Annotated in this window: 19 protein-coding genes and 1 riboswitch; of the genes, 3 read left to right on the plus strand and 16 right to left on the minus strand. The window is 35.6% G+C overall.

Annotated features, from left to right (window positions below):
* Nucleotides 1-98: 98 nt before the first annotated feature.
* From Ana3638_RS04950 to Ana3638_RS04970, 5 genes are all read right to left on the minus strand, one after another.
* The gene (locus tag Ana3638_RS04950; protein WP_161837039.1) at nucleotides 99-1,133 is read right to left on the minus strand and encodes a sugar kinase; all 1,035 of its coding nucleotides are present in this window, start codon (nucleotides 1,131-1,133) and stop codon (nucleotides 99-101) included.
* A gap of 105 nt (nucleotides 1,134-1,238) precedes the next feature.
* Entirely contained in the window at nucleotides 1,239-2,204 is a 966-nt protein-coding gene (locus Ana3638_RS04955; protein ID WP_161837040.1) for a bifunctional 4-hydroxy-2-oxoglutarate aldolase/2-dehydro-3-deoxy-phosphogluconate aldolase, read from the minus strand.
* Nucleotides 2,205-2,412: 208 nt separating this feature from the next.
* The gene (locus tag Ana3638_RS04960) at nucleotides 2,413-3,108 is read right to left on the minus strand and encodes a CvpA family protein (protein WP_161837041.1); all 696 of its coding nucleotides are present in this window, start codon (nucleotides 3,106-3,108) and stop codon (nucleotides 2,413-2,415) included.
* A gap of 80 nt (nucleotides 3,109-3,188) precedes the next feature.
* Nucleotides 3,189-4,373, minus strand: coding sequence for a DUF5711 family protein (locus Ana3638_RS04965; RefSeq protein ID WP_161837042.1), 1,185 nt, complete (start codon nucleotides 4,371-4,373; stop codon nucleotides 3,189-3,191).
* 325 nt (nucleotides 4,374-4,698) lie between these two features.
* The gene (locus Ana3638_RS04970) at nucleotides 4,699-6,129 is read right to left on the minus strand and encodes a LysM peptidoglycan-binding domain-containing protein (protein ID WP_161837043.1); all 1,431 of its coding nucleotides are present in this window, start codon (nucleotides 6,127-6,129) and stop codon (nucleotides 4,699-4,701) included.
* 329 nt (nucleotides 6,130-6,458) lie between these two features.
* Between Ana3638_RS04970 and yyaC the strand changes: the two genes are divergently transcribed.
* Complete coding sequence (gene yyaC / locus Ana3638_RS04975) at nucleotides 6,459-7,028, plus strand: spore protease YyaC (RefSeq protein ID WP_161837044.1); 570 nt, start codon at nucleotides 6,459-6,461, stop codon at nucleotides 7,026-7,028.
* A 51-nt stretch (nucleotides 7,029-7,079) separates the two neighbouring features.
* Here yyaC and Ana3638_RS04980 read toward each other — a convergent pair whose 3' ends face one another.
* The 11 genes from Ana3638_RS04980 to Ana3638_RS05030 all read right to left on the minus strand — a co-directional run bounded on the left by Ana3638_RS04980 (nucleotide 7,080) and on the right by Ana3638_RS05030 (nucleotide 17,611).
* Nucleotides 7,080-8,177 (minus strand): hypothetical protein, encoded by a 1,098-nt coding sequence (locus tag Ana3638_RS04980; RefSeq protein ID WP_161837045.1) that lies wholly within the window; start codon nucleotides 8,175-8,177, stop codon nucleotides 7,080-7,082.
* A gap of 243 nt (nucleotides 8,178-8,420) precedes the next feature.
* The gene (locus tag Ana3638_RS04985) at nucleotides 8,421-10,409 is read right to left on the minus strand and encodes a methyl-accepting chemotaxis protein (RefSeq protein WP_161837046.1); all 1,989 of its coding nucleotides are present in this window, start codon (nucleotides 10,407-10,409) and stop codon (nucleotides 8,421-8,423) included.
* Between the two features lie 378 nt (nucleotides 10,410-10,787).
* A riboswitch (cyclic di-GMP riboswitch) is annotated at nucleotides 10,788-10,869 on the minus strand.
* Between the two features lie 497 nt (nucleotides 10,870-11,366).
* Nucleotides 11,367-11,567: an NUDIX domain-containing protein gene (locus Ana3638_RS04990; protein ID WP_161837047.1), complete on the minus strand. Its 201-nt coding sequence runs from the start codon at nucleotides 11,565-11,567 to the stop codon at nucleotides 11,367-11,369.
* 17 nt (nucleotides 11,568-11,584) lie between these two features.
* Entirely contained in the window at nucleotides 11,585-12,343 is a 759-nt protein-coding gene (locus Ana3638_RS04995; RefSeq protein ID WP_161837048.1) for an alpha/beta fold hydrolase, read from the minus strand.
* Between the two features lie 130 nt (nucleotides 12,344-12,473).
* Entirely contained in the window at nucleotides 12,474-12,854 is a 381-nt protein-coding gene (locus Ana3638_RS05000; RefSeq protein ID WP_161837049.1) for a flagellar protein, read from the minus strand.
* Between the two features lie 35 nt (nucleotides 12,855-12,889).
* Nucleotides 12,890-13,486, minus strand: a complete 597-nt coding sequence (gene recR, locus Ana3638_RS05005; protein ID WP_161837050.1) for a recombination mediator RecR — start codon at nucleotides 13,484-13,486, stop codon at nucleotides 12,890-12,892.
* Complete coding sequence (locus Ana3638_RS05010) at nucleotides 13,486-13,839, minus strand: YbaB/EbfC family nucleoid-associated protein (protein WP_161837051.1); 354 nt, start codon at nucleotides 13,837-13,839, stop codon at nucleotides 13,486-13,488. The genes recR and Ana3638_RS05010 overlap by 1 nt, the downstream gene beginning before the upstream one ends.
* A 20-nt stretch (nucleotides 13,840-13,859) precedes the next feature.
* On the minus strand, nucleotides 13,860-15,428 hold the full coding sequence (gene dnaX, locus Ana3638_RS05015) for a DNA polymerase III subunit gamma/tau (RefSeq protein ID WP_161837052.1): 1,569 nt from the start codon (nucleotides 15,426-15,428) through the stop codon (nucleotides 13,860-13,862).
* Between the two features lie 113 nt (nucleotides 15,429-15,541).
* On the minus strand, nucleotides 15,542-16,057 hold the full coding sequence (locus tag Ana3638_RS05020; RefSeq protein WP_161837053.1) for a transcription repressor NadR: 516 nt from the start codon (nucleotides 16,055-16,057) through the stop codon (nucleotides 15,542-15,544).
* 345 nt (nucleotides 16,058-16,402) lie between these two features.
* Nucleotides 16,403-16,669, minus strand: a complete 267-nt coding sequence (locus Ana3638_RS05025) for a hypothetical protein (RefSeq protein WP_161837054.1) — start codon at nucleotides 16,667-16,669, stop codon at nucleotides 16,403-16,405.
* Between the two features lie 228 nt (nucleotides 16,670-16,897).
* Nucleotides 16,898-17,611 (minus strand): DUF554 domain-containing protein, encoded by a 714-nt coding sequence (locus Ana3638_RS05030; protein ID WP_161837055.1) that lies wholly within the window; start codon nucleotides 17,609-17,611, stop codon nucleotides 16,898-16,900.
* A gap of 275 nt (nucleotides 17,612-17,886) precedes the next feature.
* Here Ana3638_RS05030 and Ana3638_RS05035 point away from each other — a divergent pair, with 275 nt between their 5' ends.
* Complete coding sequence (locus Ana3638_RS05035) at nucleotides 17,887-18,156, plus strand: hypothetical protein (protein ID WP_161837056.1); 270 nt, start codon at nucleotides 17,887-17,889, stop codon at nucleotides 18,154-18,156.
* A 17-nt stretch (nucleotides 18,157-18,173) separates the two neighbouring features.
* Entirely contained in the window at nucleotides 18,174-19,175 is a 1,002-nt protein-coding gene (locus Ana3638_RS24910; RefSeq protein WP_246240803.1) for a M15 family metallopeptidase, read from the plus strand.
* Nucleotides 19,176-19,332 lie beyond the last annotated feature (157 nt).

Genomic DNA, 19,332 nt, shown 5'->3' on the forward strand with positions numbered 1-19,332 from the left:
TCACTTAGCTTTTGCGGAAATAAAAAAGACAAAGGATAACTAATTTATCCCTTGTCTCTATTAAATGTTCCTAGTTTTCTACTTGAATTTCAATAAACTTATCGATTCATTTCACTCTGATAACCGGTTCCCTTATGGCTTTCTATAATCTTATCCATTTCCTTTATATCAGTTGAGGGTAAATCACCTAATACCGTATTTTTAACGGCACATGCAGCATTACCATATTCAAGAGCTTTCTGGCAATCACCATAAGCAAGCAGACCAAATAATACACCGGATACATAAGCATCCCCGCTTCCGATTCGGTCAATAACCTCAATATTTTCATACGGCTCTTCACGGTAGAATTTATCCTCTTCGGCATTATATATGGTTGAACCAAAGGTATGCTTTTTCGGACTGATAATTTTACGCTCCGTGGAAGCCAGAACCCCTATATTATATTCTTTAGCAAATGATTTCAAGATTTCCTTTAAATCACCGGTTCTTCCAAAAGTACGCCTTGAGGTTTCTTCTGATATAAATAAAATATCAACGTATGGCAATATACGTTCAATATATTTCTTCGCATCTGCTTCCGTCCACAAATTAGCCCTGAAATTCACATCAAAAGATATGAAAGCACCTGCTTCTTTAAATTTCCTGATTAAGGTTTCTGCAGTATTACGTGTCTGCTCTGAAAGTGCTAAAGATATACCGCTGGTATGGAACAGCCTTGTGGTATGATAAATACTCTCAGGAATCTCATCCAACTTAATGCTGTTTATTGATGCATTCTTTCTATCATATACTACGGTAGGTTTTCTAGGGAATACTCCGTGTTCATAATAATAGATACCCAGTCTTGCTTCCGGACTTTCATCATAAACCAGCCATTCATCACTTACACCGCAAAAGCGGACATTGTTTTTTATATAAGTACCTAATTCGTTTTTGGGAAGCTTTGATATAATTCCGGTATGCAATCCCATTAATGAAATCCCGGATACAACATTTAATTCTGCTCCGCCTGCCCTTTTTTCAAATACGGCTCCGGATATCATTCTCTCGTTTAAAGGAGATGATAATCTTAATAATAATTCTCCAAAAGCAAGCGCATCAAATTCTTTTTTTTCCTCTGAAAACTTCATATATCCTCCATGTAATACGGCAAATATTTAAACTATAACCGTTTATAAAATAACAGAAGTTGCTTCTCAAACTTCTGATAAAAGGCGATATTTTCCGCCGTATATTTACTTCTTCTGAATCAGGTGTACCCCAAAGCCGCCAATTTCTTCTGCTATATATATGGCAGTCATGTTACCATTATTATCATATTTTACAGTATTCATATCAAAGGTGACACCTTGCAGCTCCAGATGATAAATGGCTCTATCGATATAATTGGTCTGGATGGCGATATGTCCATTCTTTCCTAAATAAGGTGCTTTCATTACTTCAATTCCAAGTCCGGCAAAAACAGAACTTACACCTGAGTTCTTTGTAAAACCAAATATTTTCTCAAAGGAGGAAGCAATATGATCCGCTTCCGATTCGTCAGAAGCATTGATACCAACATGACATAATTCGAACCCTAACATTTTGGTTACCGCTTCTTTGGTTAATTGACTTATCTTATCAAATTCACCGGCTTTGATCATTTCATCATTAACCATCCAGCTTCCGCCGCATGCTATAATTTTAGGAAAATCCAGATAAGTAATTAAATTTTTCTCGTTAATACCTCCGGTAGGCATAAATTTCATATTAACATATGGTGCAGACATTGCTTTAATCATATTTAACCCGCCTGCTGCTTCGGCAGGAAAGAACTTAACAACTTCAAGTCCTAATTCGATTGCCTGCTCAATATCGCTGGGGTTAGAACAGCCTGGTGTGATTGGTATTCCTTTGGAAACACAGTATTTTACGATTTTAGGATTTAAGCCGGGACTTACAATAAATGTTGCACCTGCGTTTATTGCTTTATCTACCTGTTCCGTTGTAAGTACCGTTCCTGCTCCCACCAACATGTCCGGGTATTTGGAAGTCATAATACGAATCGCTTCTTCTGCTGCATCTGTTCGAAAAGTTACTTCGGCACAAGGCAGTCCGCCTTCACATAGAGCCTTCGCCAAGGGTTCGGCATCTTCCACGCGGTCCAGTTTTACTACCGGTACGATACCCATTTTTTTTATGCTCTGTAAAACATTATTCATTTTTTTCTCCCTCTTAATAGTATTTTCAATATGTCTTATAACAACCTTGGTTTTAGTATACACTTTTGGAAAAGTAAATTCAATGTTCCAGGCATTGCTTTTTTACACAATTTTTTCTATCAATCTATTCTCTTTTATTTATTCCAAAAACAAAATTGGGCTTTGCCGGGTTAATCTTTCTAATATAAGTGTCATAAGTCTCAAATAGTTAAAATAAAATCTTTCCCAAATTCATAATAAAGCTTAATAGTAAATTATTATTATAAATAGTACTTAAGAAAGTATTTTCATTTATCAGCTGAAAAACAACTTCTCCCCATTTTGTACTACTCAATATAGTTATAAAAATACATCCTATCCATATTACGATTATTCCTTGCAAAAGTCCTGCCAGTAATCCGGCCGTCTTATTCAGACCGTTTATAAGGGGTAGTTTACTGATTATATCCAAGGTTTCACAAAGTAGTGCCAGTCCAATCGTTATAAAAAGTACTACAAGGAGGAAAACGGCTGCATTTATAATAATTCTTGCTATGGAATTTATGATATAACCTTTAAAATTCTTTACTGCCATGGCAGTATAAACATCTTTTGTATTATTTTCTATCAGAGTATGTTTCATTATCTTAGGAAGTGGAAGTTTATTAATGAAATTAACCTGATCGGGTTTTTTTTCACCCATGTCTTTAAACTCAATCACCTTTGAAACTTTCTCGGTAACAAATCCCATAACTTTATCATTTTTCTGAAGTTCTTTACTAATAGCCGGGCTGACCCAACTTGTTACTATAAGTGCTATTATTGTTGAAAATAGAGTAAATACAGTCCGGATAAATCCTACTCGCCGCCCGTTTAATGCATACCCGGCTAAAACTACCAATACCAATATCACCAACCAATTCATGATATCCTCCTGTTTTATAGAGTTTTATTTATATTGTCAATTAAGGAATTTTCTTATGTAAAGGTGACCCAAAATAATTATTATTTCTTAGCTTCACTTAGTTTTACTTCTTCTATATACTGATTATCGATAATTATGTAGCTATCAATATTATTGACCGGCAGAATATAGGAAATATCGCTGTCAAAGGTATAATGGAATTTCTCCTCTCCGTCGTTATGTAAAATAGTCCATTCTAAATTGGAATAAAGAATGACTTCATCTCCGGATACATAGATATTGTCATAATTATAATTAATAGCCTTATCAAGTATTACATTACCTTTTAAATCATATAGGAGAATAAGGTATTTATCTTCTTTATCACCATTATCCAATACAAATCCTACGTATTTATCACTATGGAATATACTTTTGATTTCCGACTTAAAGGTTTCTTCATATACAACTTTTGGTGTCTGGTTCATGGAATACAGGCTAAATCGGTCATCGCCAAAGGTACATACTGTGTTATTATTGATAAATTCAATATTGGGTATAATTGTCTGTCCATAATCAAAACCACCTACCACATTATCAACATAGTTTTGACCTACCCCGCCAAAATTATAAAAGGTAACTTTATTTTGTACTTTGCCGCTGCTTATGGATAAATAACTGGTAACCAGTTTTCTTCCGTCATTTGATAAGGAAAGGTCAATGGGGAATCCGTCTTTCTCATTAATCGTTCTGGTACTTACCAGTTCTTCCCCATCTTCACTGTAAATTTTTATGTAATTTACATCATCTCCATCCATTAATACCGCAACCACTCCCTGATTGGCTATTTCACTTTTAATTATGGGATCTGGTACATTAATTGTGGTCATTCCCCCTTCTCCATTAAATACCTCCAGAGATTTATAACCCCGGTCGCTAATGACCACATATTTATCACAGACATCTGCAATGGGATCTTTCATTTCAAATGTACCATTCCAAAGGAGATTACCTGCTCCGTCCATAGCCATGGCCCCATCCCTGCTGTAACGGAGTACCCCTGTTCCATAGCTGTCATATTTAGCTGAACTGCTGTCACTCCTTTTCGTTTTATGGATGACCTGGTAACTTGTATAATTTTTATGTAAAATTAAATTTGCTGCAAATATAATAAAACCGATACCAGCAATTACTGAGACTATCGTTATTATGGTTACTATTTGTTTATGTTTACGTTTTCTTAGTTCATAGCTTCTTAAATCCCGTTTTTCTAATTCTATCGCCATGATTTCTCCTTTTTGCTTCCTTTTATCTTTATTAAACTCTTTTTGTACATGTATGTTAATTATACCTTATTTGCCTCATATTGACACTAACTTTTTTATATTTTTAAACCAGAAGAAACACGCTTTGCGAATTTCTTCGGTTCACGTGTGCGTTCGAATTATTGCAAGCAAGCTTGCTAATTCTCACTTTGCTTTTGCGGAAATTAGGAAAGCTGTCAACCTGAGCTTAGGTAACCAGGCTCAATTCGACAGCTTCTAATATATTATGAAACAAACATATAAATAGGAAATACTACCTGATCCGTATTTTATGTCCTAACTAAGACTAAGGTACGATTAATTTCTGACCCTCATAAATTTTATTTTCATCTTCTATTCCATTTAATTTTTTAATCTCATCCATGTAACTGAATGTATTATAAAGCTGATGACTAATGGATGCAAGAGTATCTCCTGCGTGTACGATATAATATTTTACCGGAGCCGAAGTCTGTACGGTTTCATTATCGTCCTTATTAGAATTGGAATTATCCGCTGCACTTGCAGAATTATCGTTCTGGTCATCGGCTTTTGCAGTATCCTTTTTATTACCTGTATTATCACTTTCGGAATTATCCCCGTTCGGAATATTATCTCCATCCGCATCGTCCGCCGGCTTATTGTCATCCTCCTCTATGGTGTTTACATTACCCTCAATTGTTTCAACCGTTGTTTCCTGTCCGTTATCCGAGCCTTGTTCCTCTTCTGCATCAGATCCTTTACCTGGTTGATTGTCCACTATGTTCTTATCATTGTCACCGGTTTGGGAATCGGCATCGGCAACCTGGGAATTCTCTTTATTCCCATCTGCAACCTGGGTATTATCCCCGGTCTGCTCACCCGTCTCTGTATTTACTGCCTCATCTAAGGTATCACCGTCATTTTGAGCTATATTGAGACTTTTGGATATGGTATTGAGGGCTGTTTCCATACTCTTCATTTTATCATAATTATCTAACATAGTCGCGGCTATAACTAACACAATGATTGCTAATAAAGTACTGGCAGCATACAGCAGCCGAATAATACTTCTATCATCTTTAATTTCTTTCTTTTCCTGAATTACATTGCGTATTTTTCTGGTGGTATGATCGGTGTAATTTTTTTCTTCACTTACAGCCTCCTTATTTTCCACCATATAATTCTGCATTTCTTCATTTTTTTCATAATATATGTAATAGCCATTTAATTTTACCAACTGATTATTTTCATTTACATAAAAAGCTTCTTCCTTCTCCATACTGTCCATCTTGAGGAAGACTTTATCTGATCCCGAGAAATTCTCCATATGAATTTTCCGAATTTTTTCTCCGCTTTCGATAAAAAATTCCGGACCTATCAGAGACCATCCTACAATTTCCACATCGCTGAAATATCTTTTTATATTTTCGTATATACTTGTCCAACCCTCGTCAGAAAAGGCAATTCCATTACCAAAGTCCGTATTCATCATTTCTATTGCACCTTTGATGAATATATTTTTGCTTTCTTCCGTTCTTATATAATATCCAAGTAAAACAGCAATTCTGCAGCCGGAATGTTCTTTATCTGATAATTGCTTTATATAAGTCATTACATAATCTTCTACATAAATCACCTTATTACGAGATCCCATACTTCCTACCTGTCTAACATTTTTAGGAATCTTAATGGGCATGGTGTTAACAGGCTCTGGCTGGTTATTTATATTTCCGCCCTTACTGTTTAAGTTGTCCATAACTTTTTCCCTCCTAACCACAGTCTATTTTAGACAATGATATAAATATTACTGTTGTTAATCGTATCATAGCCGTCATAAATATTATGTCAAAAGAATAAAGCAAACCTAGATATCTTACTTATTTTATATTCTCTTATTCGCCTTTTATTTTCAGGTTCTGCAATTTTTTTGCTGTATTTAATATTACCGGATGAGATTTATTACTATTCTTGGTGGAATTTGGCTTTCAAAATATTGCTATAATCTGACTATTTTACTTTTTTAAGGTAATACTTTTGTTATTACAGAATATGGTTGTAGTGTACGAGTATTAATAGGAGGTTATAATGAATAGAGAGTTAGAGGCTGAAAAGAAATTATATTATTTTAATACGAAAGATCGTTATTCTGTGTATGATTTTAGCAAGACTTTACAAGAATTGATACAGAAAAACATTTATAATAAAAAGCAAATAGTTTTCTTATGTATTGGAACTGATAGGGCAACCGGCGACTGCCTTGGACCTATTGTTGGTTATAAATTATCAAAACTTCCTCATAATATCATATTATACGGAACATTGGAGCAGCCTGTGCATGCTAAAAATCTCGGAGAAACCATGAATTACATTTATGCACATCATCAAAATGCTTTTGTAATTGCAATAGATGCCTCTTTAGGCAAATCCGGCCATATCGGTTATATTACTCTGGGGGAGGGCCCTTTATTACCAGGTGCCGGAGTTGATAAAGCTCTACCGCCGGTGGGAGATATCTTTATCACAGGTATTGTAAATTTTTCAGGAATGTTAGACCATATGCTGCTTCAGACTACACGGCTAAATGTAGTAATGATTTTAGCAGATTATATATGCACCGGTATTAATTACTGCTTTTATAAATTAGCTGCGGATTGAGGAAAAGCCTGTGTAGGTTAAGTTTTAAATCTTACCTAGACAGGCTTATTTTTAATAATTTCCCTCTTTATAATAACCAAGCGCTTCCGAAATCGTTTTTAAATCATTCTCAATTATAATATCAGATAATATATTTAATTTGTCTACGGACATAAATTCTTTACCCAGATAGGCTTCATATTTATTAGCTATTTCCATGGATAACACTTTAATCTTTTCTTCCGTATCTTTTATTTTAACATATACTTCACCATATTCTTTCTTCAAAGAATTTAATTCTTCCTGACTTCTGGCTCTAATTTCATCTCCGATAACCAAACGGGTATTATTTTCAAAGGTATTCAGAGCTTCTTTCTTTTGCTCCATTATTGATTTCAACTCATAATCCAGTTCGGATAATTCCTGGTTAAAATTATCCAGTCCATATTGGCTTTCATCCTTATCCTTTAAAATTCTCTTTCTGATTTTCTCTCTTTTTTTCTTATTTTCACCGATTTGTAAACGTATATTATAAATCCGTTTAATCGTCTGCATATGCTTATCTTTGACATTATTATCAATAAGCATATAGGAGCCGCCGAAAAATATTACGGTAATAAAATAAATTAAAATCAAATAAATCATTTTTTCATCCGGAATTACATAAAAGTAAAAGAAACAGGGAATGATCAGCAGAATTATAATTAAGGACAGTAAGATGATTGCCATATCCCCCATACCTGTTGGAAGAAATAAAGCATAAAATAACTTGGTATTACAAAAAGCAGGCACTTTCTTTTGCTTTAGTATGGCTTTCGTTTCTAATACCATCTGCCTGTACTCTTCTTTAAGCTGAGACGTCTCTGTTTCAATACGTTCAGAGATTTTCGCACTTTTTGATTTTTCTTTTTTATTACGGATTTTTTTCGCTCTTAAACGTGTTTTTTCAAGCTGATCGTCGTAAGTCGCTTCAATTTCATCTTTTCGTTTTTTTGTAGTACTTGCAATTTCTTCAGTTATTGCTTTTTCTTTATTTTTAATGGTTTTTTCCAAACGGGATTCTTCCGATGCCAAGGCATCATTACTATCCATGTAATCATTTAACTCGGACAATATGTCCTTTAATCTGTTTACATCATCTAATCCACCGGATAATATATTACTTTCCATATACCTTTCCTCCTATGTATTAGTTAATAGGTAATATGTTTATCAACTGTTTTTTACAAAATATCTCTATAATCGATTTTACTAGATATGACAGGAAAGGTCAATGGATATTCCAATAATGCTCCTATTTGATTAACACAAAAACAGGGCTAAAGAATAAAGTACATTCTCTTTAGTCCTGTTTTAATATATATTAAGCTCCCCAGCTATTTATATAAAGCAATTTAATACGAATGTTATTATCTAGAATTTAAATCTATTTATGATTACCTGAAGGTCCTGAGCCATTGCAGCTAACCCTTCACTTGCTTTTGCTATCTCTTCAACCGATGCGGTCTCCTCTTCCAGAGAAGATGTTACCTGCTCCGTAGAAGCGGAATTTTCCTCTGCAATCGCAGATAGGTTCTGCAAGGTATCCAGGATTTCATTTTTCATTTTCTCCATTTCCTGCCCGGATACATTTAATTTCTCAACTGCTTCTTTCGCATTTTTAATTGCTTCGGCAATCTCCATATATTTCTTTTTATTGATCTCTACACTATCTGTCTGTTCTTTGATAACGGATGAAATTTCTTCCATTGTATGGACAGCATTCTGAGAATTGCTTTGCAATTCCTTAACCATTTCATCAATTTCTTTCGTGGAAGCAGTGGATTGTTCCGCCAGGCTTCGGATTTCTTCTGCCACAACAGCAAACCCTTTGCCTGCTTCCCCTGCTCTTGCTGCTTCTATTGCCGCATTTAAAGCTAAAAGGTTTGTCTGTTCGGCAATAGAGGAAATTACATTGCTTGCCTGTCCAATTTTATTAGAACTTTCGTTTGTTTTTAAAATAACTTCCTTAATATCACTTGATGCCTTATTATTTTCTTCTGTTTTCTTGATAAGGAAATCTATCTCTTTTAATCCTTCCTGAAGAACTTCCACAACTTTTTGTGTTGCATCATTTAATCCTGCTAAATAATTCTGATCCTTTTCGATTGCTTCTCCCAGTGAATCGGCTTTCATGGAGCCTTCTTCGGTATGTTTCGCCTGATCCATTGCTCCCCTTGCAATTTCTTCTACGGTTGCTGATACTTCCTCAGATGCCATAGCCGATTGTTCCGTGGTTGCTGTTAATTCTTCGGAAGCGGCAGCCAACTGTTCCGAGGAATTATTAATGTCACCGATAATACCTCTTAAGCTGTCTGTTATACCTTGTAATGCCTTGGACAGAACTCCTATTTCATCTTTCTTATCCAGATACCTCTTATTAATGTTTTCAGTTATATCCAAAGCTGCTATTTTTTCAGCATGTCTGACCGTATTAATAATTGGCTTGGTAATGGTATTTCCCATAATATAAACTATAATAATGCAAAGTATAAATATGAGGAAAGCTATAATGATGATAGTATTACGCAATACAGGAATTGCAGATAATACTTCACCTTTATCCGCTGTTATAACAAAAATCCAATCGGTTCCTTTAATTGCTGAATAACCTGCATACAAATCTTTTCCCTGATAAGAATATAAATCAACACCATCTTTTTTATTGACTATCATCTGAAATAACCTGGAAAGGGAGGATAGGCTTGCATCCTTTTTGGATTCCTCGATAGGATTAAATTGATTTAAAACTTTATCTTTCTCCGGATGTGCGATTACTGTTCCCTTACTGTTTATAAGATAACCATAACCATTTTTACCATACCCCGTATCAGATACGAGTTCACTTAGTGAATTGCCATCCCTTCTTCCGATTATTGCTCCCACCACCTGATTATTTTTGCGGATTGGGGCTGCTATCATTATAACCGGCTCATTTGTTACCTTGCTTATTAATACGTCCGATACTGCTGTTTCACCTTGAAGGGCTTTTTGGATATAATCTCTGTCAGCCAGATCGCTGGTAGTTCCATCCGTATATTTAGCAGTACCATCCATCCCTACAATGGCAATGGCAAGAAAATCGGTAGAACTCACCATAGATTTTAATAAACTCTCCTGATTAGTCCAATCCATACTTTGAATGACTTCATTAAGGGCAATTATCTCTAAAGTACGTTTTAGAATATCTACTCTGCTTTCTGTTAACTTAGCATCTTCCGCTGATAAGGAGGCCAGTGCTCTTTCTCCTTCCCCAGTTAAAGATTTACTGGAACTTTCAACTGAGATAATTCCCAATAGAATAGAAACCAATAAAATCAATACCGAAAAATTGAGTATTAATTTTGTTTTAATGCTTTTCATTTCGAAAATAATTCCTCCGATTCTTTTTTCTATTTATGTATTGTCATAAAACAACAGAGTAAAGCGGACATGTCCGCACCAACTCCCTAAGTCCCTAACGAGTGAAATGCTTGAGCGTTTTGTGCGCCAAATGCAATCACGCCAGTGATTTCCACAAAAAGGTTATTATCCTTTTGCGCCTCCCCCGGAGGGCTTTAATTTTATAGGAACGTTCGGAGAACATCCCTATAACCGGAAGAAACACGCTTTGCGAGTTTCTCTGGTTCGCATACGCATTCGAATTATTGCAAGCCAGCTTGCTAATTCTCACTTTGCTTTCACGGAAATTAAAAAAACCCTTTTTCATAAGCAACAGAAAAAAAAGGGTTTTATACCATATTTTGCAACCGGCTGCCATGTTCGTTAACTTAGGCCCTTGGCTTTGCGTCCTTATCTTTCGAGAAGTTTGCCCTTTTTAGTAATGCTTTCTATAAAAGAAATAAAAAAAAATTCGTTTTTTGTCGAATTACAAATTATATATTACATTACTTTATATTATTATGCAAGGATTAATAAATAAAAAAATTTTTTTGTCCGTTTCTAAGTACTTATAACGGAAAATATGGCAATTATTAACTGATATGTTAAATATATGAAGTCAATGTTCACACTTTTTTCAAACTTCTAACATATTTTCTACACATTCACGCTATATAATGTCATCAATCAAGGAAGTCCCTCTCCCTTGTTTATATAAATACCTTTTCATAACGGGCCTGTTGTAAAAATAAAATAATCTCAACTTACATTTATAAAATATACTCTCCCGTAGATAATATAAATTTTTTTACAGCAGACCTACTCCTCTAAACTTATCTCCCAATCCTGTAAAAGACACCAGTTCATAACCGGGTTATCTTCATCTGCACTTACAGTACCCACCAATACATCTTCGATTTTATCTTCAAACTCCATATATTATTCCTGTGTTATTCCTGTTTCCTCATATATTTCCCGGAGACAAGCCTCCTTGGGACTATTTAATTCTTCCGGTTCCAGGTGACCGCCCACACCTGCCCATAAACCTGGCGCCAGATTTCTGCCGGCTGCCCGCTTCATTAATAAAAACTCGTTTCTGTTCATTAAATAGGCTGTTGCCATATTTCTTAGTTTTATCATGATATCTCCTTTAAGTATCAATCCTTGTAAGTACATTCTATAAAATTCTTAATTAGATTTAGATATTTTTCATAATATTTCAGGCTGAGTTCCCCATGAGAACAGCCTTCTGCAAGATAAAACTTACTACTTGGAATAAGTTTATGAAGATAAGCCGCTGATTTTTTCATAATCTTTAATTCCTTTTCTCCGACTATAATCAAAATCTTTGCTGTATTGTCTTTAATAGAATCTTTTAAAATATAGTCTCCGTTGCTCAAAGTAATATTTATTAAAGATTCTTTTGTTATTTTCAAACTGTCTTCATAATACGTCGGGGACATATCCTCCGGTACGGATAAAGTCTTTGCCTGCAATTTTGAAAACCATTTTTCCCTGATTAACCCATAAAATAATTTATAGCTTGGCACAGTAAGTAATTTAGTACCTTTTATAGGATACAGCAGGGCACTTTCAATGATTCCAAAAGAACTTATATCTTTACGTATGGATAGAACCTCCGTTACTATTTGAGCTCCGATTGACAATCCTCCAAGTAAAAATACTTTTCCGTGAAATTCCTTATCTATATATGCAATTAGTTTCCCGGCTGAATCCTGAATACTTATAAAGGTCGTAACTCCATCTTCCCCGTGACCGTCTATAATGGGGGTAACTATATAATAATTGTCTTGTAATTTATCAATTATTTTTTGATATGACCACCAGGATAAACCACCCCCATGGAGCAGTATAACTACGGGCCTCTTCCTATCACCGAATACTTTAAATTTCATAAAACCTCCTTACTCCTATTAAAAACATCACTTTGCTTTCGCGGAAATATAAAACCATGGTAAATGGGATTTTCCCCATTTTACCATGGTCTCATGTTCAGGTGTTCTTTATGTTTGTATTATTTAGAATTTATCTGCCTTTACAATGATTGCAGAATCTTCCGCTTTTTATTTTAGTCCCGCACTTTTCACACACAAACCAGGCATATTTGGATTCCTCTGAAAATTCCAGCCTGTCTTCCCGAATCCACTCAAACAGCTTTGTTGGTGTTATTTCATTGGCTTCCGCTATTTGTACAATGGTTGCTTTCGGATGTGCCATGATATAATCCTTAACCTGTTCAAATTTCTCTTCTTCCTCTTTCACCATAGGCCTTAAAGCTGAAGTCAGGCTTTTATTAACCGGTTCTGCTTTTTCTTTGGACACCAGTTTCGTGCATTCCGGGCATAACTCCGGTCCATAAATATATTGGAATAACCTTTTGCAGTTCTTGCATACTCTTACTTCCATTCACATCTCCCATATATTGAATCGGAAAGGGTATCTTATAATTCCACTCGTCCTTCCAGCGCACGAAGTAATGTCACTTCATCAATGTACTCCAAATCTCCCCCAACCGGTACACCGCTTGCAATACGGCTGACCTTAATTCCGGTAGGCTTAATCAGTTTACTGATATACATAGCGGTAGTTTCACCTTCCAGGCTGGAATTCGTTGCTATAATAACTTCCTCAACATCCCCTTGCAGACGTTGTATTAATTCCTTTAATTTAATATCATCCGGACCAATACCTAACATCGGTGATATCGCTCCATGAAGTACATGATATACCCCATCAAACTTACCGGTCTTTTCATAGGCCGCTAAATCTCTTGGATTTTCAACTACCATAATGATATGTTGATTTCGTTTTTCACTGGAACAGATAGGACATAACTCACTATCCGTCAGGGTATAACAATTGGAACAGTATCTGACATTTTGCTTTGCTGCCGTTATCGCCTGGGATAAGTTATTTACCTGATCCTGTGGCATGTTAATTATATGAAATGCCAGTCTTTGCGCAGTCTTAGCTCCAATCCCCGGCAGCCTGGATAACTCTTCAATTAATTTGCTGATCTGACTGCTGTAATAGTTCATTAGAAAGGAAATCCTCCTAAACCACCAAGGCCTCCGGTGATTGAACTCATAGCCGCCTGAGATTCATCCTCCATTTTACGGAATGCTTCATTGACTGCTGCCATAATAAGATCCTGAAGCATCTCAATATCATCCGGATCTACTACGTCTTTGGAAAGAGTGACAGAGGTTATCTCTTTTTTACCGGAAACTTTAACCGTAACAGCACCGCCTCCAACAGAAGCTTCCCACTCTTTTTCTTCTATTTCTTTGGTTTTCTCTTCCATCTGCTTTTGCATTCTCTGAGCCTGTTTCATTAAATTATTCATATTGCCGGGCATAGCTCCTCCCGGAAATCCACCACGTTTTGCCATGTTTATTCTCCTTCCGATTATTAATCCTCATATTCAATCGTTATATTTTTTATTAATTTAGTTAAATCCGGGATGTCTTCCATAGATTCTTTTCCCACGGTTAACAGCTTTGTCTGTACTTCTACTTCTTTATTAATAACTTTAGCTATGGCATCTTTTAGTTCTTCCATATGACTTTCCTGTGATATCAGTTCTTTATCCATGGATTCGGTAAATACCAGCAGAAGAGTATCATTATTTCCGATACTCGGTTTTGCATTCATTAAAGAGGCTTTTGTCAAAAGGGATGTACCTGCAACAATATTATGCCAATTTTTCGCTACTTCCTTTAAGTCTTCTGAAATAGCCTTAGTCAGTACCTGCGGTACCTTTTCCTCCCTCTCCTGCTTTACCGGTTTGCTTATGTCTCTCTCAACCGGTGGGGCCATTATTGTTCCGTTTTCTAATTTGCCCTCAATTATCTTAAGTCGATTAATAATATCTTCATAATTTGTTTCCATCTGAGGTTTACATAATTTAATCAGTGCCACCTCAACCATAACTCTTTTCTGGGATGCATATTTAATCTGATTGGATAAATCTGAAAATATCCGGATATACCGTATTAAGGTTTCCATATCAAACTCTTCTGCCTGCTGCTTTAAAATAACCAGATTATCTGTTGATACTTCAATAATCTCATTTGCCTCATCCGATGTTTTTACTAAAAGAAGATTTCGTAAGTACCAGGTAAAGTCTACCGTAAACTGGGTTAATTCCTTACCTTTTATTATAAGTTCTTCCAACAGAACCATGGCACCGGTCACATCACCTTTTCGTATGATAGCAAGTAGTCTGGCAAATATTTCAATATCCACTGCTCCCAAGACTTCCAAAACATTATCAAAGGTTAACTTCTGCCCGAAATAAAAAGCGATACATTGATCCAAAAGGCTCAGGGCATCACGCATGGAACCATCACCCATTCTGGCGATATACCTGACTGCTTTTTCCTCGGCTTCAACACCCTCCCGCTGTATTAAATCGGTTAATCTGACTGCTATGGTGTCTATGGTAATTCTTTTAAAATCATACCGCTGGCACCTGGAAAGAATCGTAATGGGGATTTTATGTGCCTCCGTTGTCGCCAGTATAAAGATTACATAAGAAGGTGGTTCTTCCAGAGTTTTTAAAAGGGCATTAAAAGCTCCTGCCGAAAGCATATGAACCTCGTCAATAATGTATACCTTATATTTCCCCTCGGTGGGAGAATACCTTACTTCATCTATAATTTCACGGATGTTATCCACACCGTTATTGGAAGCAGCATCTATTTCAATCACATTCATTGAAGTCTGGTTATTTATGGATCTGCATATGGAGCATTGGTTACAGGGGTTACCATCCACCGGATGCTCGCAATTTACCGCTTTACCTAATATCTTGGCAATTGTAGTCTTACCCGTACCCCTGGTTCCGCAAAATAAATAGGCATGGCCTATCCTGTCCGCCTTCACCTGATTTTTTAAGGTGGTTACGATATGATCCTGACCTTTTACATCATTAAAATCACCCGGCCGGAATTTTCTATAAAGAGCAGTATATGACATGCTTGCACTTCCTCTTATTAACATAAGCCGCAATAATAACAGCTTTGTCTATCTTACTTTCGTTATTATTTTACCAATATCACGGCAGATTGTCAAAAGATTTATCTTATCCCTCAAGGTTCCGATAAATACTTTTTCTCTCTTAATGCTGCTTCAATATGATCTAAGATTTCTTCCGAGTCTGCTTCCACCGTATGCAAATGTACTCCATCTGTCAATTCTTTTAACGGAACCGTATTTTTAAATTTTACCTTTTTTACAAAATCATATACATCCTGACGGTTCTTTATAATTAAATCCGCAGCTATTTCTCCATAAAGATCATGGGCAACGATAACATTTAATACTTTTCCGCCATTATCCACTATGGTACATAATTCATCTTCTATCTCCTCGGTAGTATGTTTAACCATAAAACAGCGGTTCACTTTCTGCTTTTCCTGCAGATATATCATATATCCCTTTGTAGTGGATAGTATATTCTTATTTACTGCCCGCAGTAAGGCTATGTCCTGTACAATAACCTGCCTGCTGACACCCAGCTTTTTCGCTAGTTCAGTTCCGGAGATAGGCTCTTTGGCAGAATGCAGCAACTCTATTATTTTATCCCGGCGTTCCTGTCCTTCCATAACAACTCTCCTCCTTTCGATTTTAAAAGTTAGTAGGTAATTGCGAAACTAATTAATTATTTTATATATCCGTTATTAAGATAATTCTATAATATCTTTGCAGGAAATGCAAGGGATTCCCCATGTACGGGGTTGGTGCAGTTAAATAGACGGAACCCTTCATTTGTATAAATCCAGTATTCTTAATCCAGTATACTTATTATTGCATAATACTTTATAGCACTTCGTTTCCTAACACTAAATTGGACTTTTACCCTCAGTCTTTACATTATATAAAAAAAGAAACCCGAATTGTATTCAAAGAATTATTCGGGCTTCATTAATATCCTATCTAAAATTTCTAATCTATGAGAATTCCACCGGCTGAATTGGAGAAATTTCCGGTACTGTGCTGGGAGTGGGGTTTTCTGCCGGTATTGGCTGTATTTCAGGTTTCGGGCTGTTTTCTATGGTATCAGGCTGAGGACTCGGTACGGAAGAAGGGTTGGGAGAAGGTATCTCGATACCCGGCTTAGGCGCAGGTACTTCTTTCTCCCCCGGTTTTGTATCTGCATCTGATTTCATAGAATTATTATACTCTATATCCGTTTCTTGTGGCTGGAATCCAATCATTACTTTTTCTCCTTTCATTTATTTGCCATTATTTAGATAATTGCGAAACTCACATATTGTATCTATATACCATGCAATTAATACAATTTAAGAGCTGAATTTTGCCCATAGGGCAACTGAAGCTCTGAAATTCGTATCAATTGTATGGTATCTTCAGAAAACTATATAGTTTCGCAATTGCCTAATTTACCATTATTTTTTCCGATTGGCAAATAAATTATGCTAGAATTAAAAAAGCATTCTGATTCCATAATAAATAACAGGTATCAAAAGGGAAGGCAGCATATTAACTGTTTTAAATTTAATATCGGTCATTAGATTCAGACCAACGCATATTATCAAAGTAAAACCAACCATACAAACCTGGGTAAGCAGTTCACCAACTAAAATATTACTTAAAAAACCTGCAAATAAGCATATACTGCCCTGATAAATAACCAGGGGTATACAGGAAAACATAACACCAAACCCTAAACTGGCAGCTAAAACGATAGTAATTACCAAGTCTAATATACTCTTAGTAATTAAAATGCTGTTATCGCCTGTCAATCCACTGGTTAAAGAACCGATAATCCCCATGGCTCCTATACAGCATATACTGGAGGCGGTGATAAAACCGGCCGTAAATCCCTGGATTTTAAATTTATGTTCAATTTTACCACTGAAAGCATTTATTTTATCATCCAGCTTTAATATCTCCCCGGCCAATGTACCTATGGTAAAACTGATTACCAATAAGAGTTCTCCGGATGAGAGCAGGGATCCGTCAGCCTGGGTACGGAACATATTCGATATGACTCCATTGATACCAATAATAATAACAACAAGTCCAAGCGCCTTATTCATGCTTTTTTCAATGCTTTCCGGAATGCCTTTTTTAAATAACAAACCGATAAAACCACCGAATAAAACAGCTGCACCATTAATTAAAACACCTATCATTCTGAATTCCTCCCTAATCCTATGTAGTCTATGGTTTCTATTAATTTAATATTAAATCTAACTATTAATTTGAAATAGATTTATTTTATAAACATTACAATTATAATAGAATGTTCCGGAAATATACAGTTTTTTTTATAATTTTATAAGGGAAATAATATACCAACGCTATACATCTTTCATATAGTTATGCTATAATAGGAACTTGTAAATGATACTTATTTTCACAGCTGCCACCATTATGGCATGCTGACCTTTCATGAATGGAGAATGTTATGTTCCGATTATGGGCCAAAATATTTAAAGATAACCGCATGTTACATGATATGGTTGTCTGTAATGACAATAAAAATTTAAACCGTACTCAGAAAATATTTGCTGCAGTGGATGAAATCTGTTACACATATGATTTATCCAAACCTATCTGGCTGGATTCCACCATTGCAGATTTTAAGAAACATGATAAAACCAGATTTACACAGGATAATTTTATAGATCGAATTGATTTTGATTATTTAGAAATTCATGTGATAGAGGAAGGTTAAAGTAACGGTTACTGATTATGAAGAGAAAATTAAATCTCCTGATATTATCCATTCTTATCTTGCTTATAATATTTATGAGTCAGGTTATTCATAAATTAGATAAATTCTCTGTTAAACAGAATGCAAACAAGATACATGAAACCTCTGATAATGTAAAAAGCCATGAAAACTCTTCACAGTCGGATATTTCTGATGCTGGCAGATTAAACTCTGATAAAACGGGGAAAGAAAAAACCATAGAAGAAACAGCAGATTCAATATCTGCAAATGAAGAGAATAAACCCTCCAAAACAACATCAACTACATCTCATAAAATTAACCATACCGCTAATAAAACAAGTCAAGAGGCGATTACCGTGTTAAAGACTAAGGAAGCACTGCGGAAAGTATCTGCCGGTAGTGTTATAGAGGTAAAAGAACTAGGAGCTAACCTTATGAATAACTGTTTTTACTCAGAAAAAATTAAAGATGACATAAAGAAAAGAATCATGGGAAAATCCTACAAAGAAGACTGCACCGTTCCCTTTGAGGAATTAAGATATGTACGGGTACTCTATTATGGCTTTGATAAGAAAACCCATATCGGTGAGTTAATTGTTAATAAAGCGATTGCTTCCGATATCGTTGCTATATTTACCGAATTATATGAAAATAAATATCCCATTGAACAGATGGTACTGGTAGATGAATATGAGGCGGACGATAATGCATCTATGGCTGCTAATAATACTTCCTCCTTTAATTACCGTGTAGTGCCGGGATCCAACCATTTATCCAAGCATGCACTTGGGCTGGCGATTGATATTAATCCTTTATATAACCCTTATATCCAGTATACGGAGGAGGGAACCATTATACTGCCCGAGGAGGGAAGTAAATATGCAGACCGCACTTTGGACTGCCCTTATTACATAAATGAGGATGATTTATGTTACAAAGCTTTTACCAAGAGAGGTTTTACCTGGGGCGGTTTTTGGGAGACAGAACCTGATTTTCAGCATTTTCAAAAAAGTTTCTGATTTTGGGTAACAATATACTTCCTTTCCCAAGATGCTCATCCCGCAGGCCATACTCTTTCATGTTTTAAAACAAATTTCTCACTATGCTTTCACGGAAATCAAAAGCGATACCATGAAATATTTAGGTTAAAATTTAACTTTATATATCATGTTATCG

It is taken from the genome of Anaerocolumna sedimenticola, from assembly GCF_009931695.1.
GTDB lineage: Bacteria > Bacillota > Clostridia > Lachnospirales > Lachnospiraceae > Anaerocolumna > Anaerocolumna sedimenticola.

What these genes read in the sequence shown, in the direction of transcription:
- Ana3638_RS04990 (WP_161837047.1), bottom strand. Translation starts at nt 11,567, where the DNA reads ATGATAAAACTAAGAAATATGGCAACAGCCTATTTAATGAACAGAAAC.
- Ana3638_RS05025 (WP_161837054.1), bottom strand. Translation starts at nt 16,669, where the DNA reads ATGATTGGATTCCAGCCACAAGAAACGGATATAGAGTATAATAATTCT.
- Ana3638_RS24910 (WP_246240803.1), top strand. Translation starts at nt 18,174, where the DNA reads ATGAAGAGAAAATTAAATCTCCTGATATTATCCATTCTTATCTTGCTT.
- dnaX (WP_161837052.1), bottom strand. Translation starts at nt 15,428, where the DNA reads ATGTCATATACTGCTCTTTATAGAAAATTCCGGCCGGGTGATTTTAAT.
- Ana3638_RS05020 (WP_161837053.1), bottom strand. Translation starts at nt 16,057, where the DNA reads ATGGAAGGACAGGAACGCCGGGATAAAATAATAGAGTTGCTGCATTCT.
- Ana3638_RS04960 (WP_161837041.1), bottom strand. Translation starts at nt 3,108, where the DNA reads ATGAATTGGTTGGTGATATTGGTATTGGTAGTTTTAGCCGGGTATGCA.
- Ana3638_RS04950 (WP_161837039.1), bottom strand. Translation starts at nt 1,133, where the DNA reads ATGAAGTTTTCAGAGGAAAAAAAAGAATTTGATGCGCTTGCTTTTGGA.
- Ana3638_RS04995 (WP_161837048.1), bottom strand. Translation starts at nt 12,343, where the DNA reads ATGAAATTTAAAGTATTCGGTGATAGGAAGAGGCCCGTAGTTATACTG.
- recR (WP_161837050.1), bottom strand. Translation starts at nt 13,486, where the DNA reads ATGAACTATTACAGCAGTCAGATCAGCAAATTAATTGAAGAGTTATCC.
- Ana3638_RS04980 (WP_161837045.1), bottom strand. Translation starts at nt 8,177, where the DNA reads ATGGAAAGTAATATATTATCCGGTGGATTAGATGATGTAAACAGATTA.
- Ana3638_RS04970 (WP_161837043.1), bottom strand. Translation starts at nt 6,129, where the DNA reads ATGGACAACTTAAACAGTAAGGGCGGAAATATAAATAACCAGCCAGAG.
- yyaC (WP_161837044.1), top strand. Translation starts at nt 6,459, where the DNA reads ATGAATAGAGAGTTAGAGGCTGAAAAGAAATTATATTATTTTAATACG.
- Ana3638_RS05030 (WP_161837055.1), bottom strand. Translation starts at nt 17,611, where the DNA reads ATGATAGGTGTTTTAATTAATGGTGCAGCTGTTTTATTCGGTGGTTTT.
- Ana3638_RS05035 (WP_161837056.1), top strand. Translation starts at nt 17,887, where the DNA reads ATGTTCCGATTATGGGCCAAAATATTTAAAGATAACCGCATGTTACAT.
- Ana3638_RS05010 (WP_161837051.1), bottom strand. Translation starts at nt 13,839, where the DNA reads ATGGCAAAACGTGGTGGATTTCCGGGAGGAGCTATGCCCGGCAATATG.
- Ana3638_RS04965 (WP_161837042.1), bottom strand. Translation starts at nt 4,373, where the DNA reads ATGGCGATAGAATTAGAAAAACGGGATTTAAGAAGCTATGAACTAAGA.
- Ana3638_RS05000 (WP_161837049.1), bottom strand. Translation starts at nt 12,854, where the DNA reads ATGGAAGTAAGAGTATGCAAGAACTGCAAAAGGTTATTCCAATATATT.
- Ana3638_RS04985 (WP_161837046.1), bottom strand. Translation starts at nt 10,409, where the DNA reads ATGAAAAGCATTAAAACAAAATTAATACTCAATTTTTCGGTATTGATT.
- Ana3638_RS04955 (WP_161837040.1), bottom strand. Translation starts at nt 2,204, where the DNA reads ATGAATAATGTTTTACAGAGCATAAAAAAAATGGGTATCGTACCGGTA.